Origin of the sequence: Providencia sp. PROV189 (assembly GCF_028480065.1) — a bacterium.
Classification (GTDB): Bacteria; Pseudomonadota; Gammaproteobacteria; order Enterobacterales; family Enterobacteriaceae; genus Providencia; species Providencia stuartii.
Genome location: NZ_JAMPOG010000002.1, coordinates 160,183 through 177,161 on the forward strand (window position 1 = coordinate 160,183; position 16,979 = coordinate 177,161).

Sequence of the window (16,979 nt, forward strand, 5' to 3'; positions counted from 1 at the left end):
CGGGCCTTTGGGAAGCATGCTGACTATGGCTACAATATATGTAGACGGCAAAGAATATGATGTAAACGGGTCTGAAAACCTGTTACAAGCCTGCCTTTCTCTGGGGCTAGATATTCCTTATTTTTGCTGGCATCCGGCGCTGGGAAGCGTTGGCGCTTGCCGCCAGTGTGCGGTTAAGCAATATCAAAACGCGGATGACACTCGTGGTCGTCTCGTGATGTCTTGTATGACACCGGCAACGGAAGGGACTTACATCTCTATCGATGATGAAGAGGCCAAACAATTCCGTGAAAGTGTTGTGGAATGGCTAATGACCAACCACCCACACGACTGTCCAGTCTGTGAGGAAGGGGGCAACTGTCATTTACAAGATATGACGGTAATGACCGGTCATAATATGCGTAAATACCGTTTTACCAAGCGTACTCACATCAATCAGGATCTGGGGCCTTTCATTAACCATGAAATGAACCGCTGTATTGCCTGCTATCGTTGTGTGCGTTATTACAAAGATTACGCAGATGGTACGGATTTAGGCGTGTATGGCGCACACAACTATGTCTACTTCGGTCGTACTGAAGATGGCACTCTGGAGAGTGAATTCTCCGGTAACTTAGTTGAAGTGTGTCCAACGGGGGTATTTACCGATAAAACACATTCAGAACGCTATAACCGTAAATGGGATATGCAGTTTGCACCGGGGATCTGCCAACAGTGCAGCATCGGTTGTAACACTAGCCCAGGTGAACGTTATGGTGAATTACGCCGTATTGAAAACCGCTACAACGGCTCAGTAAACCACTATTTCCTGTGTGACCGTGGGCGCTTTGGCTATGGTTATGTTAACCGTAAAGATAGACCTCGCCAGCCACTGCTAAATAAAGATGGCGTGAAACAAGTGATTTCAGCCATTGAAGCGATGCAAAGTGGTGCACAGATCATCAATCAAGCGAAAAAAGTGATTGGTATCGGCTCTCCACGTGCCAGTGTCGAAAGTAACTATGCACTCCGTGCATTAGTTGGCGCGGAAAACTTCTACTCAGGTGTTTCGGCAGATGAACAGCGTCGCCTTGAATTGATGCACAACATTCTGCAAAACGGGGGGATCTATACACCAAGCTTACGCGAAGTGGAAGATTACGATGCAGTACTGGTTCTGGGTGAAGATTTAACTCAGACGGGTGCTCGTATGGCACTCTCGGTTCGCCAAGCCGTTAAAGGTAAAGCTCGTGAAATGGCAGCGGCCCAAAAAGTGGCAGACTGGCAAATAGCGGCGATCATGAATATCGGCCAACACGCGAAATACCCTCTGTTTATCACTAACGTTGACGATACGCGTTTAGATGATATCGCGGCATTTAACTACCGTGCTCCTGTTGCAGACCAAGCGCGTTTTGGTTTCGCTATTGCGAACATGATTAATGGTGATGCACCGGCTGTAACAGATTTACCTGCTGATTTACGAGCTAAAGTTGAAACCATTGCTCAAGCGCTGGCCAGTGCGAAAAAACCATTGATTATCAGTGGTAGCCACTCAGCAAGCGATGCGATGATCCAAGCGGCTGCTAACGTTGCGTTTGCACTCAAAGCAAAAGGTGCTCAAGTGGGGCTATCTTACCTTGCTTCCCACGCGAATAGTTTTGGTCTCGCAATGATGAAAGCACAGCCGTTGGATAGTGCATTTGAGCGCATTAATGCAAATGAAGTCGATGTCGCTATTGTGATGGAAAATGACCTTTACCGTCATAGCAGTGTTAACGCTGTCGATAGTGCATTGGCGAAACTGAAGCACCTCATTGTGGCGGATCATCAACATACTGCCATTATGGATAAAGCCACCTTGGTATTACCTGCGGCAAGTTTTGCGGAAGCAGATGGAACCTTGATCAACCAAGAAGGTCGCGCTCAACGCTTCTTCCAAGTCTTTGACCCATCTTTCTACGATAAATCTATCGTCATGAACGAAAGCTGGCGCTGGTTGCATTCACTGCAAACAGAAGCGCAAGCACGTGATGCAGATTGGTCTCAGCTTGATCATGTTATTGCGGATTGTGTGGCTGCGTTACCTCAGTTTGAAGGTATTGTCGATGCGGCACCAAAAGCATCTTTCCGTATTCGTGGTCAGAAACTTGCTCGTGAGCCACACCGTTATAGTGGGCGTACGGCGATGCTAGCGAATCAATCGGTTCATGAACAGCGCCAACCGCAAGATAAAGACACGGCGTTTGCGTTCTCTATGGAAGGGAACAACAGCCCAACGGCACCACGTCAGCAAATTCCATTTGCATGGGCACCAGGTTGGAACTCACCACAAGCTTGGAACAAATTCCAAAGTGAAGTGGGTGGCCATCTGCGTTTTGGTGATCCGGGCATTCGTTTGTTTAATTCAACAGAAGGTAAACTGGGTTATTTCACGGAGATCCCAGCGGCTTATCAGGCGACTGAAGCTCAATGGGTGGTTGCGCCTTACTATCACTTGTTCGGCAGTGATGAGATGTCACAACGCTCTGAGGTGATCCAGCAGCGCATGCCGGAACCTTATATCATGTTGAATGAAAAAGATGCCGCGGCGATTGGCCTTGCAGCAGGTACTCAAGCGGAGTTCAGTTATGAAGGACAAACCTTTAATCTGACGGTGCGCGTGAGTAAAAATCTGTCGAGTGGTCAAATTGGTCTGCCATTGGGTATGCCAGGTATTGCACCAGCCATGGCGGGTGTATCAGTCAATAATCTGCGGAGGGGGGCATGATGGATTGGATATCCCCAGAAGTGATGGAAATTTTAGTTTCCGTCCTTAAATCGATTGTCATCCTATTGGTTGTTGTGATCTGTGGGGCATACATGAGTTTGGGTGAACGCCGTATTCTCGGTTTATTCCAAAATCGTTATGGCCCTAACCGCGTTGGACCATTTGGCATGGGGCAGTTAATGGCCGACATGTTCAAAATGTTGTTCAAAGAAGACTGGATCCCACAGTTTGCAGACAAAAAAATCTTTACGTTAGCACCTGTGATTGCGTTTTGTTCGCTGTTCCTCGCTTTTGCTATCGTACCTGTCAGCCCAACATGGTATGTCGCTGACCTGAATATCGGGATCTTATTTTTCCTGATGATGGCAGGTCTTGCGGTTTATGCCGTGCTGTTTGCTGGTTGGTCAAGTAACAACAAATACTCACTGCTAGGTGCGATGCGTGCCTCCGCACAAACGGTGAGCTACGAAGTGTTCTTAGGTCTTTCATTGATGGGGGTTGTGGCTCAAGCAGGCTCTTTCAATTTGATTGATATTGTGGACGCTCAGAAAGGTATGTGGAACATCATTCCTCAATTCTTTGGCTTTGTGACGTTTGCGATTGCAGGTGTTGCGGTATGTCACCGTCACCCGTTTGACCAACCAGAAGCTGAACAAGAGATTGCGGATGGTTACCACGTTGAATATTCAGGTATGAAATTCGGCCTGTTCTTCGTTGGTGAGTATATCGGTATTGTTACAGTCTCTGCCTTGATTGTAACGCTGTTCTTTGGTGGCTGGCATGGACCTTTCTTGCCGTCATTCCTGTGGTTTGCGATTAAGACTGCCTTCTTCATGATGATGTTTATCCTGATCCGTGCATCTTTACCACGCCCACGTTATGACCAAGTGATGTCTTTCGGTTGGAAAATCTGCCTGCCGCTGACTCTGCTTAACCTGCTGGGTACCGCAGCAGTTATTTTATACAACGCTCAGTAAGGGGTGATTGAACCATGACATTGAAAGATTTATTGGTCGGTTTCGGCACTCAAGTACGCAGTATTTGGTTGGTCGGTTTGCATGCGTTCCAAAAACGTGAAACGCAAATGTATCCCGAAGAGCCAGTTTACCTGCCGCCCCGTTACCGTGGTCGTATCGTATTAACCCGTGACCCAGACGGTGAAGAGCGTTGTGTTGCCTGTAACTTATGTGCGGTTGCTTGCCCAGTGGGCTGTATCTCACTGCAAAAAGCGGAGCATGAGGATGGGCGTTGGTATCCTGAATTTTTCCGCATTAACTTCTCACGCTGCATTTTCTGTGGGTTGTGTGAAGAGGCTTGCCCAACAACGGCAATCCAATTAACACCTGACTTTGAAATGGGTGAATGGCGTCGTCAAGATCTTGTTTATGAAAAAGATCACTTATTAATTTCAGGTCCGGGTAAATATCCTGATTATAACTTTTACCGTAAATCGGGTATGGCGATTGCAGGTAAAGACAAAGGTGAAGCGGATAACGAAGCCAAACCAATTAACGTCAAAGACCTGTTGCCATAAGGAGCGATATTCATGGAATTTACATTTTATATCGCCGGTCTGGTTGCTGTTTTAGCGACTTTGAGGGTGATAACCAATACTAACCCGGTACATGCGTTGTTGTATCTGGTTGTTTCTCTGCTGGCACTGTCTATGGTGTTCTTCTCGCTCGGCGCATACTTTGCGGGGGCTTTGGAGATCATCGTATACGCGGGTGCCATCATGGTACTGTTCGTTTTCGTGGTGATGATGCTCAACCTTGGGCGCTCTGTTCAAGAGCAAGAGCGTGAATGGCTGGCACCGAAAAACTGGATTGGGCCGGCACTGTTATCTGCAGTATTGCTGGCACTTCTGGTTTACGGCATTACCAGCCTGTCATACCAAGACGGTATTACTGGCACGGTGATTAGTGCGAAAGAGGTGGCAATTAGCTTGTTTGGACCTTATGTCCTAGCGGTTGAATTGGCATCATTGTTACTGCTAGCAGGCTTAGTAGTTGCGTTCCACGTAGGTCGTGACCGTACTGAAAACAGTGCTGATCTTGTTAGCAATGCGAAAGCGAAAGCGGAGGAACAATAATGATACCTCTTCAACATGGTCTGATTTTAGCAGCTATTTTGTTTGTGATGGGGCTAAGCTGCCTTGTTATCCGCCGCAACTTGCTTTTCATGCTGATCGGACTGGAAATCATGATTAACTCAACAGCGCTCGCTTTTGTGGTCGCTGGGAGTTTTTGGGGGCAACCAGACGGCCAGATAATGTACATTCTGGCAATTGCACTGGCTGCAGCGGAGGCGAGTATTGGATTGGCGTTGTTACTGCAACTCCATCGTCATCGTCAGAACCTGAATATTGATAAAGTCAGTGAGATGCGCGGATGAATTTACTCTATTTAACAATTCTGTTTCCGCTTCTGGGGTCAGTGCTATTAGCATTTTCCCGCGGTCGTTGGTCAGAAAATGTTTCAGCTATTATTGGGGCTGGAGTCGTCGGCCTTGCAGCGGTTGTTGCATTGTATGCGGGTATTGAGTTTTTAGAACAACCTGTACTTGCAAATGGTGCATATCCTCCGTACACCGATCTGCTTTGGACTTGGATGTCAGTGGGAGATTTCAATATCCCGTTTACGATTCGCCTTGATGGCCTCTCACTGACGATGTTAGGTGTTGTAACGGGCGTTGGCTTCCTGATCCACGTTTATGCTTCTTGGTATATGCGTGGTGAGGAAGGGTATTCACGCTTCTTTACTTACACTAACTTGTTCATCGCGAGCATGGTGGTTTTAGTACTCGCCGATAACATGATGCTGATGTATCTCGGTTGGGAAGGGGTAGGGCTGTGCAGTTACCTGTTGATCGGTTTCTACTACACCAATCCAGATAACGGCAAAGCGGCAATGAAAGCCTTCTTCATTACGCGTGTTGGTGACGTGTTCTTAGCTATCGGTATGTTTATTCTGTGGAATGAACTCGGTACTTTGAACTTCAGCGAAATGGCTGTAATGGCACCACAAAAAATGGCAGAAGGTGGCAGTGCAATCACATGGGCAACCTTAATGATCTTAGGTGGTGCGGTAGGTAAATCTGCTCAATTGCCACTCCAGACATGGCTAGCCGATGCGATGGCGGGTCCAACTCCGGTCTCTGCTCTGATCCACGCAGCAACCATGGTAACCGCGGGTGTTTATCTTGTTGCTCGTACCCATGCATTGTTCTTGATGGCACCAGAAATCTTACATCTGGTCGGCATTGTGGGCGGTGTCACCCTGTTGTTAGCAGGCTGTGCAGCATTGGTTCAAACCGATATCAAACGTGTATTGGCCTACTCAACCATGAGCCAAATTGGTTATATGTTCTTGGCTCTAGGTGTTCAGGCGTGGGATGCAGCTATTTTCCACCTGATGACGCACGCCTTCTTTAAAGCGCTGTTGTTCTTGTCAGCAGGTTCGGTGATCATTGCTTGTCATCACGAACAAAATATTTTCAAAATGGGTGGATTGCGTAAGCAAATTCCATACGTCTATACGGTGATGTTAATCGGCGGAAGTGCACTGGCTGCACTACCTCTATTCACGGCCGGTTTCTACAGTAAAGACGCTATTTTGTGGGGTGCAGAAGTGGATGGCCAAACGGTTCTCTTATGGGCTGGCCTCATCGGTGCACTACTGACAGCAATGTATACTTTCCGTATGATTTTCATCGCCTTCCATGGCGAAGCGAAAATTAAAGCGCACAAGGTCAAAGGATTTACTCACTCCATACCATTGGGCATTTTGGCAATTTTAGCGACATTTATTGGTGCGCAGATTCACCAGCCGTTAGAAGGCGTATTCCCTGTTAATCCACTGGAGCATGAAGCTGGTAAGCTACAGTTGGAGATGCTTTCAGGTAGCCTTGCTGTTATCGGACTGTTGATTGTGGCATTCATTTATCTGTACAGACGCTCTATCGCCACAGTTATCGCGAAAAGTGCACCAGGCCGTTTCTTCTCAACATGGTGGTATCATGCGTGGGGATTCGACTGGCTGTATGACGTTGTCTTTGTAAAACCTTTCAAGGGTGTTGCATGGCTACTGGAAAGCGATCCTGTGAACTCATTGATGAACCTACCTGCCTGCTTGTCTCGTTGGGCAAACAAAGGGTTGGCAATTAGTGAGAACGGTCAGGTCCGTTGGTATGTTGCCTCATTGGGGCTGGGTGCAGTGCTGATTCTTGCTCTGCTGCTTTTGGTTTAATTAAGGGACACATTGCGCCATGCTATTACCCTGGCTAATACTCATTCCCTTCATCGGTGGCCTGCTAAGCTGGCAGGCTGACCGGTTTAGCCACCGCGCACCACGTTGGGTTGCGCTGGCTTCAATGGGAATAACATTAATATTATCAATCTTGTTATGGCTACAGGGAGATTACTCTCTGGTAAATCCACAAGGTGTTCCACAATGGCAAGTGGAATACTCAATGCCGTGGATCCCAATGCTGGGTATTAATTTCCATCTGGCGATTGATGGCTTATCACTGTTAATGGTGGTACTAACCGCGATCATGGGGGCTTTCTCAGTCCTCAGTTCGTGGAGTGAAAACCAAGCCAACCAAGGTGCTTATCACTTTAACCTGCTGTGGATTATTGCAGGTGTGATGGGGATTTTTACGGCGGTTGACCTGTTCTTGTTCTTCTTCTTCTGGGAAATGATGTTAATCCCAATGTACTTCCTGATTGCTAACTGGGGGCACAAAGGAGCAGAAAACAGACAGCATATTAACGCTGCCACTAAGTTCTTTATCTACACACAAGCGAGTGGCTTGATTATGTTGGTGTCGATTGTTGGATTAGCATTAGTCCACTTCGGCGACACCTCTGTGTGGACATTTAACTACAATGAGTTGCTTGGTACTCAGATGTCTAGCACCGTTGGCTTTATGCTAATGTTAGGCTTCTTTATTGCCTTTGCGGTTAAGATGCCATTAGTGCCATTCCACGGTTGGATGGCGGATACCCAAGAGCAATCGCCAACAGCAGGCTCTGTGGATATCTCAGGTATTATGTTAAAAACAGCGGCTTACGGCCTGTTGCGTTTTACACTACCTCTGTTCCCTGAAGCATCGATCGAGTTTACACCTATTGCGATGACACTTGGTGTGATCAGCATTTTCTACGGTGCATGGCTTGCATTTAAACAAACAGACATTAAGCGTCTTGCTGCATACAGTAGCTTGTCTCACATGGGATTTGTGACGGTGGCAATCTACGCTAGCTCTGTTCTTGCATACCAAGGTGCAGTGATCCAAATGATCACAAATGGCTTGTCAGGTGCAGCATTAATTATCATCAGCGGGCAGTTGTATGAGCGTACACAAACCCGTGATATGCGCATGATGGGTGGATTATGGAAACGTATTAAATGGTTACCGGGTTTATCACTGTTCTTTGCCGCTGCAACTTTAGGTATGCCGGGCACAGGTAACTTTATCGGTGAATTCATGATCCTGTTTGGTACATTCAGCCAATTTACGCTGGTGACTTGCATCATGGTCTTTGGTGTGGTGTTCGCATCTGTCTACTCATTGTGGATGATGCAACAAACCTACTACGGTACACCAAAATCCGAGAGCGAAATGAAAGGGTTAACAGCACGTGAATTTGGTGTGCTGCTGGCTCTGGCTGTTTTACTGGTTATTATTGGCTTCTATCCACAACCAATTCTGGATACTTCAGAGGGTGCGATGGAAACATTACATAACTTGTACACTGCTTCACTTACAACATTAAGGCCGTAATTCGCCATGACAATAACACTTCAACAATTGATCGCAATACTCCCGCTATTGATCGTCGGATTGACGGCGGTGGTTGTGATGCTGTCCATTGCGTGGCGACGCGATCACCTAACAAGTGCCACACTGACAGTATTCGGCTTCGCCGTTGCGCTGCTATCTCTGTTCTTTATTGCAGAGGGTCTGCCAATAGAAGTCACTCCGCTTATTCGTGTTGACGGCTATGCGATGTTCTACAGCGCATTGGTCCTGATTGCGGGTATGGCAACCAGCATTTTTGCTTTCCATTGGTTGGAAGGCTTTAATGATAATAAAGAAGAATTCCATCTGTTACTGGCGATTGCGGTAACAGGGGGCGTCTTACTTTCAATGGCTAACCACATGGCATCCATGTTCATTGGTATTGAATTGATCTCTTTACCCTTGTTCGGTCTTGTGGCTTACACCTTTGAACGTAAACGTTCGCTGGAAGCAGGTATCAAATACATGCTGTTATCTGCCGCTGCCTCTTCTTTCTTGCTCTTTGGTATCGCCTTACTGTATGCAGAATCAGGCAGCTTAAGCTTTGCGGCTGTGGGTCAGAGTCTTTCTGATAGCCAAATCCATGCGCCATTGGTGTTGATTGGCTTGGGGATGTTGATTGTAGGCTTCGGTTTTAAATTATCACTGTTCCCATTCCAATTATGGACTCCAGATGTTTACCAAGGTGCTCCAGCTCCGGTATCCGCGTTCTTAGCAACGGGAAGTAAAATTGGTATCTTTGCAGTATTAATGCGTATCTTTATGGAAGCGCCAGCTGCTCAAAGTAATACATTGGCGATTGTTGTTAGCGTCATCGCTATTGCTTCGATTCTGTTTGGTAACCTGATGGCTATCACTCAGAAAAGTGCCAAACGCCTACTTGGTTATTCGTCCATTTCTCACATGGGATACCTGCTGGTTGCCTTAGTTGCATTACGCGCCGCCCCAACAGATTCCCAAGTCACTGTCGCTATCTATTTAGTCGGCTATCTGTTTGCAAGTTTGGGCGCCTTTGGTGTGATCAGCATTATTTCTAGCCCATATCGTGGCGATGACCAAGATGACTTGAGTGCATTTCGCGGGCTGTTCTGGCATAAGCCTGTACTTGCGACAGTGCTTACCGTGATGATGCTTTCTCTGGCTGGTATACCGATTACATTAGGGTTTATTGGTAAATTCTATGTGATTATTTCCGCAGTGAAGGCAGAGCTATGGTGGTTAACTGGTGCCGTGGTCTTAGGTAGTGCGATTGGTCTATTCTACTATCTACGCTTTATGGCAAGCTTGTATAGCCGTGATGCAGAACATGCAGATCGTTATACTGGGCCAGAAAAAGCCACTTTCGGGACAGTTGTTGCTGCTATCTGTGCAATTATCGTGATCCTGCTAGGGGTATGGCCGCAACCGCTTATCAATCTCTCCTATATGGTATTGGCTGTGAGCCCGCTTTAATCTTCACCGCCATCACAGTAAAAAAAAACGGCTACTTTTCAGTAGCCGTTTTTTTTAATCAGCTAATTGGCGCTGATATTGATATTCGGCTTCATTAATAAAGTCCATAAAGGCTTCACAAGATTTGATGGCATTATGGATATTAAACGTCTGCTCGTCTAAACATGTCTGCATATAGTCAATCCATTGCGTTAAATAAGATTGTAACTGCTGAAAATGGGCAGCAACATCTTGTCGTTGCTCATCTATTTTTGAAATATCTTTAGTGAGCATAAGTAGGTGTGTCAGCTTATCAATGCGCTTTTTAAACTGCTGGTCTTTCTCATTTAAAACAGCGATTTGATCGACCAAATAGAGTCGAACATTGACCAATTTTATAAAATCTAAGCCATTGTCAAGGATAGTGAGTAAGCGCTTGGCACAGGCAATCGCAATTTTTAGCAGATCTTTTTTAGAAGGAGGGATATTTAATGATTCAATGAGCGATATATCAGGAAAAACATGATCAAATAAATCCGCTAGCTTGTAATTTAAGATAACTTCTTCAGCTTTAACAATAGCAATTAACTCTTGGTTAAACTCATCCAATGTCTTTTGATTATTGTTAGCCAGTAATAAAAGGCGATTTTGTAGGTTACGATAGCTCTCACTTTTAAGGTGGTTTGCTTCTTCTAATTGTAATGCCAATAGATAATCGCTTGTGGTACGTAAAGGTGCCGTTAGCTTCTCTAGCTCATTTTTAAGCTCAGTAAAGTCATCGATAAATTCTGTTAACTCTAAATCCTGTTGACCTCCCTTTAAGTCATCAACATCCTGACTTGAAAATCGCTCACTAATCGTACTATCAATGATATAACGAGTTTTTAATTTCATTATTGGCAATGAGTTTCTGATTTGCTCATTGAGACTTTCTGCCTGAGTAGCAATCCGTTTTATTCGATTAAAAATGCTCGGATCGTAACTTAGAATGTTATGATTAAAATTATTAATTTTATTAATGAGCATTCTTACCTGATAAAACTCAATAGCAGGTAAAACTGGGAAATTTACGGTTTGGTGCATAGTATTACCTTTATTAAGCATGAGAGTAATGTGTCATTTTAATATCAAATAGTTCAATGAGTTGTTCTGAATAAGTTTGCACAGACGCCCATGCGGTGATAATTTTTTTGAAACGAGCAATAAACTTTAAAAGGTTGGCAGCATTATCAATACGCGCAAAAGTTTCTATTGACTGCTTAATTTCGGTCAAAATAACAAGCCACATATAGTCTAAATGGTCAACTGCTAATCTTGCATCTTTAAAATAGCCTTCAATCTTCTGTAAATGTACTTGAATATCAAAAATAACTTTTTTAATAAAGCGATCTTTATTGAGTTTGTTATTGATTTCAACAATTTCTTTAAGTAATGCGTTTTTTCGATGGCGGACTTTTTCAGCTTTGCTGCCGAATATCCCTCCTGTAATCAGTAATCCAATTAAACCACCAGCAAGGCCTGTAAAGCTTAACTTAACAAAATGGTCATATTCTTTTTCGAGTGTTAATACCTCTTTTTTGAGTAAAGTGACTTTCTCAAAAAGATGTGATTCAGAATTAATATCATCAATAGAATCTAATTGCAAATAAATTGACTTAACTTTAAATAATAAAGAATCAACATGTTGATTATTAGATAAAGCACCTCCAATAATATGTGCTCGAAAGTCAGAAATAGTATTTTTAATCCTAGAAGTTTTATTGGCTTGCATTTTAATATCATCTTGGATGAGATTCAGTATGCTTAATAATTCTGTGGCAATTTGCTGGTCATCATTTTGGTAAGTAAGCCCATCTAGCGCCTCGGCTGACAAGTCATCAATGCTATTGGCTATTTGCTGTATAATAGGCATATCATTAATGTATTCAATGATTTGATTTCCAGTCTGAACAATATTTCGACTAATCAGTGATAAATTAATAGATTGTTGTTTAACTTCTTGTTCGACACCATCCCAACCACTGGCATGGGTGTGAATTAATTGAATAACCTCAGTCAGTGCGCTAATTTTTATGGGTAAATCAGTTGATTCATTAATTTTTAGCCATGAATGGATTTCTAATGTTGATGTTGGTAATGAAAGGGCAAAATGGGTATATCGATGAATATTCACTAAATCTTGGTGAGTAAAAATGCCTGCGGAGCGAGCAGAGTGAGGGTCTTGGTTGGTTAATAATGCAAGAGTTGCCGCTCCTATATTCTCTTTTTCAATTATTTTGTCATAAGTTATTTCACTCATAATGGTTCATTTCCAATTAAGTATTGTGGTTGAAATAAAAGGTAGACAACAGAAAATCACAAATATGAGTGATGCGATAAAAATGATAGAGCTAAAAATAGTATTACCTCTAAGCAATTTATCACCCATGATAAAACATTAGATTCGCATTTACCCCGTATAGTTAAGAATAAATTACTTTAAGGATCGCCTAAAAGTAGATACTAAAATATGAAAATATATATTATAAATTGACGACCTAATATAATCGATAATAAATTCATTATGATTAAATGTTGAAATGTCTAATCATAAAAGTGCAGGAAGTTATATTAAATGTTCTAAGATAAAAATATTATGTCACTCTTTGACGCGTTAAGAGAGTGATTAATAAATATTAACTCTGCGAGCATTGTTTTTGTCATATCATTTTTTTATTTTTTAATATCGTAATTATAATTAATGTTTTTTTAGTGTGATGTGACGTATTTGAATACTTACCGTATTGTTACCCGATGATGATTATTTTACTTTGTACAAATATGATTAACAAATAACCATCAAGTAAAAAAACAAAATGGTGTTTTTGTGTGATCTTGAAGATAAAGATTGATATAAGTCAAGTAAATAATTAAAGTTAAATTTTTTAATCTATACAATAAGATGCGTAGTGATTTATTGGTGATGTAATAAAAAATTACTAATACATATTTGATTTTACGAGGCGTAACACCTATTGTCAGAAATAATCAATGTATTAATAAATTATATTGCACTATATAATTATCGATAGTCTTTGTTGAGTGTGGCAGTAGGGATCTAAAGTGGTATATAAAAAAATAGATAATTTAATAACTGAAATTCTTCATCAACTGTCAACATTGGCATTGGGCAATCAAGAATTCATACGTCTACATTGGCAATTGGATGGTCACTCTACATTTCCTGGGTTAGCTTGGCTATCGGCTCAATCCTGTTATCCGCAGTTCTATTGGTATCAGCGCACGGGAACGGATGAGTGTAGCGCTCTGGGAACCGTATATGAATTTAACGCAATCACTGAGGCCGAACAATTTTTGTCTTTACATGCCCAGTATCCCGATATGCGTTTATGGGGCTTAAATGGCTGGAACGCGGTTGGTGAAGGAATTTCATTAGCCGATAAACAACAGGCAACGTTTTACTTTTTACCGCGTTTAGAAATTTTTCGCGTTCGTTCATCAATATCAGTCTATCTTAATATCAAAGGTGAAGATGACCGTTTAGCCGCAATCGCATTTTTAAAGCAGCTCAAGCCAGCGGCAACATTGCCACCTTTAAATACACAAATTATCGGTCATGAACATTTCCCTGAAAAGGCGCAGTGGTGCCACCTATTAAATAAAGCTATCACGAAAATGAGAGCGGGGGAGATGGAAAAAGTTGTGATGGCGCGTGAAACGAAATTGACGTTGTCACAACCCGTTTCTGTGGCGGAATTTTTAGCGGCAAGCCAACGAGTTAATTTTCAATGCTACCATTTTATGATGGCATTAAGCCAAGAAACAGGTTTTCTGTCCTCAACACCGGAGCGTTTGTATCTACGACAAGGTACACAACTCAATTCGGAGGCACTTGCAGGTACAGTCGCGAATCATCCTGATGACGCGATTGCTGCTGAAAAAGCAAAATGGTTGATGGAAGACAGTAAGAACCAACACGAAAACTTAGTGGTCGTGGACGATATTTGCCAGCAGTTACAAGGTATTGTAACGGGTATTGATGTTTCCCCCGCGAAAGTGATTCGCCTACGCAAGATCCAACACCTCTATCGTTCGATTGCCGCAACTTTAGTGTCACCTTCAGACAGTGAATGTTTACAGCGTTTACAACCTACTGCTGCGGTATGTGGGTTGCCGAGAACGGTTGCTCGTCAATTTTTAACGGAACATGAGCCTTTCTCGCGCCGCTGGTACGCTGGAACGGGAGGTTTCGTTAGCTTAAATAAAAGTGAGTTCGCCGTGTCCTTACGCTGTGCTCAAATTGAACATCAACGGTTGTCATTGTTCTCGGGGGCTGGGATTGTCAGTGATTCTGATCCGGAACAAGAATGGATTGAAATTGAAAATAAAGCTGCGGGGCTTAAATCTCTACTTGAACCCCCTGAAAAACCATAAATATAATATGGTTATTTTTCTTTTGGTTTCAATTAGTTCACTAAAAATTGTTCTAAGATCAAGAAATTTATATCAAGCGCATTACACTTACTGATAATAAACAACTTATTGAGCTCATTATGTCGAATTCTGTTTTTAATATGCGTTGGGCTGAGATTATTATCGAAGCACTCACCCGCCACGGTATGAAACATATTTGTATTGCGCCTGGTTCTCGCTCTACACCTTTGACGTTAGCAGCAGCGAATAACAATAAGCTTCACTGCCATACTCATTTTGATGAAAGAGGCTTGGGGCATCTAGCTTTAGGTTTAGCAAAAGCAAGCCTTGAGCCTGTCGGCGTGATCGTCACTTCAGGAACCGCAGTGGCTAACCTCTATCCTGCCCTAATTGAAGCCGGACTGACTGGCGAAAAAGTCATTTTTTTGACGGCAGATAGACCGCCGGAGCTTATCGATTGTGGCGCGAATCAGGCTATTCGCCAAACACATATCTTTGCGTCACACCCATCACAAAGTTTGATGTTACCCCGACCAACGCGTGATATTTCGGCGAAATGGTTAGTCAGTGCCATTGATAATGGGATGAATCAACTACACCACGGCGCTTTCCATATTAACTGCCCATTTGCTGAGCCGCTGTATGGTGAAACGGAAGGAGATTATGAATGGCAGCAACAACTTGGCGATTGGTGGCATTCTAATTTACCTTGGTTAAGCGAGCCTTTAACCAACACCGTTGCCCATATTTCTGACTGGTATTTTTGGCGTCAGAAAAAAGGGGTTGTTATTGCGGGTCGTATGAATAGTCAAGATGGTGAGCGTGTTGCAAACTGGGCGAAGGAACTTGGCTGGCCGTTAATTAGCGATGTGTTGTCACAAACAGGGCAACCTTATCCTTGTGCAGATTTATGGTTAGCTCATCCACAGGCCAAAGCGCGACTTAATGAAGCTGAACTGGTGGTACAATTCGGCTCGAGCTTAACAGGAAAACGCCTACTTCAATGGCAAGCGCAGTGCCATCCACAAGAATACTGGATCATTGATACGATCCCAGAACGCCTTGACCCCGCTCATCACTACGGACGTAAATTAACATGCTCAATTAAAGGGTGGCTTGATGCTCATCCCGCTCAACCAAGAGGGGCTTGGTGTGAAGATCTTTACTCGTTGGCTGAGCAGACACAACGGCATGTGAGTACAAAGTTACGCAATCACTTTTCTGAAGCCGCGATTGCGCATCAATTACCAGCGTTACTGCCGCCAAAAGGGCAGTTATTTGTGGGTAATAGTTTAATTGTTCGGCTAATTGATGCTTTGGCGCAATTACCCGTGGGTTATCCGGTTTATAGTAATCGGGGGGCCAGTGGTATCGATGGTCTAATTTCAACAATGTCTGGTGTCCAGCGGGCAACCACCAAGCCGACCTTGGGGATTGTTGGTGACCTTTCGGCACTGTATGACCTCAATAGCCTCGCTTTATTGCGAGCGCCTTCAGCGCCAACGATTTTAATTGTGGTGAATAATAACGGTGGGCAGATATTTTCTATGCTACCTACGCCTGAAGCGGCAAGGCAGCAGTATTATTGTATGCCACAAAATATTCACTTTCAGCATGCGGCACTGATGTTTGGCTTGCAGTACGCAGCACCTAAAGATTGGCTCTCTCTAAAAACCACTGTTGAACAATTTTGGTATAACCAACAAGGGACATTGTTGATTGAATTAAACACCGAGAGTGACGAAGGTGCGCGAACTTTAAAACAGTTACTTGATGAGGTAGGCAGTTTCTGATGTTAGCGGCTTATCGACACAATGAACATCATTCGGGGCCTTGGTTAGTGTGGTTACACGGGCTGCTCGGTAGCGCCGATGAATGGCTGCCGATGGTGGAACTGTGCCCTAACTTCCCGTCATTGCGTGTTGATTTGCCCGGTCATGGATTATCTCAGTCTATAAGCTGCCAAAGTTTTGCTGATTTTGATGAGCAGTTGGTTCAACTTTTACAACATCATGGTATTCAACATTATTACCTTATTGGATATTCGTTGGGTGCACGCCTTGCTATGCATACGGCTTGTTATCGCCAACCAGCAGGTTTAAGTGGGTTGGTAATTGAAGGAGGAAATGTTGGGCTAAATAGCTCATCGGAGCGGGAGTCTCGTTACACCAACGACCACCATTGGGCGCAACGTTTTCGCCACGAGCCGATTTGCCAAGTGTTAAATGATTGGTATCAACAACCTGTATTTGCACATTTAACTGCGAGCCAACGCCAACAATTAATCTTGTTAAGACAGCACAATAACCCCTTAGCTGTCGCTGATATGTTAGAAAGTACCTCTTTGTCTAAACAGCCTTTTTTGGTGGACAAACTGTATCAGCTTACGATGCCATTTCGCTACTTTTGTGGTGAACAAGATCAAAAATTTCGAAGCGTTTCGCAACAATATGCTTTGCCGATTACGCTAATTAATAATGCAGGGCATAATGCTCATCGGGAAAATCCGTATGGCTATGCCACTGCACTTCATCATTTTTTATCACACTGTGGTTAAAGG

13 protein-coding genes are annotated in these 16,979 nt (G+C 43.6%); 11 read left to right on the forward strand and 2 right to left on the reverse strand.

The annotated features are described in order from the left end of the window. The first annotated feature begins 16 nt into the window (after positions 1-16). The 8 genes from nuoG to nuoN are packed head-to-tail and all read left to right on the forward strand — an operon-like array spanning position 17 to position 10,006. Entirely contained in the window at positions 17-2,749 is a 2,733-nt protein-coding gene (gene nuoG, locus PR833_RS01105; protein ID WP_004921119.1) for an NADH-quinone oxidoreductase subunit NuoG, read from the forward strand. Then, positions 2,749-3,726 carry an NADH-quinone oxidoreductase subunit NuoH gene (nuoH, locus tag PR833_RS01110; RefSeq protein WP_014656260.1) on the forward strand — a complete coding sequence of 326 codons (978 nt, stop codon included), beginning with the start codon at positions 2,749-2,751 and terminating at the stop codon, positions 3,724-3,726. Before nuoG ends, nuoH begins: the two co-directional genes overlap by 1 nt. 14 nt (positions 3,727-3,740) lie before the next feature. After that, positions 3,741-4,283: an NADH-quinone oxidoreductase subunit NuoI gene (gene nuoI, locus PR833_RS01115; protein ID WP_004921112.1), complete on the forward strand. Its 543-nt coding sequence runs from the start codon at positions 3,741-3,743 to the stop codon at positions 4,281-4,283. Positions 4,284-4,295: 12 nt separating this feature from the next. Further along, the gene (gene nuoJ, locus PR833_RS01120; RefSeq protein WP_004921110.1) at positions 4,296-4,841 is read left to right on the forward strand and encodes an NADH-quinone oxidoreductase subunit J; all 546 of its coding nucleotides are present in this window, start codon (positions 4,296-4,298) and stop codon (positions 4,839-4,841) included. Next, a complete protein-coding gene (gene nuoK, locus PR833_RS01125) occupies positions 4,841-5,143 on the forward strand; it encodes an NADH-quinone oxidoreductase subunit NuoK (RefSeq protein ID WP_004921109.1) in 303 nt (100 codons plus the stop codon). The genes nuoJ and nuoK overlap by 1 nt, the downstream gene beginning before the upstream one ends. After that, positions 5,140-6,996: an NADH-quinone oxidoreductase subunit L gene (gene nuoL / locus PR833_RS01130; RefSeq protein ID WP_014656259.1), complete on the forward strand. Its 1,857-nt coding sequence runs from the start codon at positions 5,140-5,142 to the stop codon at positions 6,994-6,996. The genes nuoK and nuoL overlap by 4 nt, the downstream gene beginning before the upstream one ends. Positions 6,997-7,015: 19 nt before the next feature. Continuing rightward, positions 7,016-8,536, forward strand: a complete 1,521-nt coding sequence (gene nuoM, locus PR833_RS01135; RefSeq protein ID WP_004921104.1) for an NADH-quinone oxidoreductase subunit M — start codon at positions 7,016-7,018, stop codon at positions 8,534-8,536. A gap of 6 nt (positions 8,537-8,542) precedes the next feature. Continuing rightward, positions 8,543-10,006 carry an NADH-quinone oxidoreductase subunit NuoN gene (gene nuoN, locus PR833_RS01140; protein ID WP_004921103.1) on the forward strand — a complete coding sequence of 488 codons (1,464 nt, stop codon included), beginning with the start codon at positions 8,543-8,545 and terminating at the stop codon, positions 10,004-10,006. 54 nt (positions 10,007-10,060) lie between these two features. Here the strand turns inward: nuoN and PR833_RS01145 are convergent, their stop codons facing one another. After that, on the reverse strand, positions 10,061-11,089 hold the full coding sequence (locus PR833_RS01145) for an alpha-xenorhabdolysin family binary toxin subunit B (protein ID WP_004921101.1): 1,029 nt from the start codon (positions 11,087-11,089) through the stop codon (positions 10,061-10,063). Beyond that, the gene (locus PR833_RS01150) at positions 11,082-12,284 is read right to left on the reverse strand and encodes an alpha-xenorhabdolysin family binary toxin subunit A (protein ID WP_272525825.1); all 1,203 of its coding nucleotides are present in this window, start codon (positions 12,282-12,284) and stop codon (positions 11,082-11,084) included. Before PR833_RS01150 ends, PR833_RS01145 begins: the two co-directional genes overlap by 8 nt. Positions 12,285-13,087: 803 nt before the next feature. On the opposite strand from PR833_RS01150, the gene PR833_RS01155 reads away from it, so the two are divergent. The 3 genes from PR833_RS01155 (at position 13,088) to menH (ending at position 16,976) form a co-directional block, all read left to right on the forward strand. Continuing rightward, the gene (locus PR833_RS01155; RefSeq protein WP_004921096.1) at positions 13,088-14,419 is read left to right on the forward strand and encodes an isochorismate synthase; all 1,332 of its coding nucleotides are present in this window, start codon (positions 13,088-13,090) and stop codon (positions 14,417-14,419) included. Between the two features lie 119 nt (positions 14,420-14,538). Beyond that, positions 14,539-16,212, forward strand: coding sequence for a 2-succinyl-5-enolpyruvyl-6-hydroxy-3-cyclohexene-1-carboxylic-acid synthase (menD, locus tag PR833_RS01160; protein WP_040133287.1), 1,674 nt, complete (start codon positions 14,539-14,541; stop codon positions 16,210-16,212). Next, entirely contained in the window at positions 16,212-16,976 is a 765-nt protein-coding gene (gene menH, locus PR833_RS01165) for a 2-succinyl-6-hydroxy-2,4-cyclohexadiene-1-carboxylate synthase (RefSeq protein ID WP_014656254.1), read from the forward strand. The genes menD and menH overlap by 1 nt, the downstream gene beginning before the upstream one ends. Positions 16,977-16,979 lie beyond the last annotated feature (3 nt).

Coding starts and splice junctions, on each gene's coding strand:
- nuoG (WP_004921119.1), top strand. CDS start 17: ATGCTGACTATGGCTACAATATATGTAGACGGCAAAGAATATGATGTA.
- nuoH (WP_014656260.1), top strand. CDS start 2,749: ATGGATTGGATATCCCCAGAAGTGATGGAAATTTTAGTTTCCGTCCTT.
- nuoI (WP_004921112.1), top strand. CDS start 3,741: ATGACATTGAAAGATTTATTGGTCGGTTTCGGCACTCAAGTACGCAGT.
- nuoJ (WP_004921110.1), top strand. CDS start 4,296: ATGGAATTTACATTTTATATCGCCGGTCTGGTTGCTGTTTTAGCGACT.
- nuoK (WP_004921109.1), top strand. CDS start 4,841: ATGATACCTCTTCAACATGGTCTGATTTTAGCAGCTATTTTGTTTGTG.
- nuoL (WP_014656259.1), top strand. CDS start 5,140: ATGAATTTACTCTATTTAACAATTCTGTTTCCGCTTCTGGGGTCAGTG.
- nuoM (WP_004921104.1), top strand. CDS start 7,016: ATGCTATTACCCTGGCTAATACTCATTCCCTTCATCGGTGGCCTGCTA.
- nuoN (WP_004921103.1), top strand. CDS start 8,543: ATGACAATAACACTTCAACAATTGATCGCAATACTCCCGCTATTGATC.
- PR833_RS01145 (WP_004921101.1), bottom strand. CDS start 11,089: ATGCTTAATAAAGGTAATACTATGCACCAAACCGTAAATTTCCCAGTT.
- PR833_RS01150 (WP_272525825.1), bottom strand. CDS start 12,284: ATGAGTGAAATAACTTATGACAAAATAATTGAAAAAGAGAATATAGGA.
- menD (WP_040133287.1), top strand. CDS start 14,539: ATGTCGAATTCTGTTTTTAATATGCGTTGGGCTGAGATTATTATCGAA.
- menH (WP_014656254.1), top strand. CDS start 16,212: ATGTTAGCGGCTTATCGACACAATGAACATCATTCGGGGCCTTGGTTA.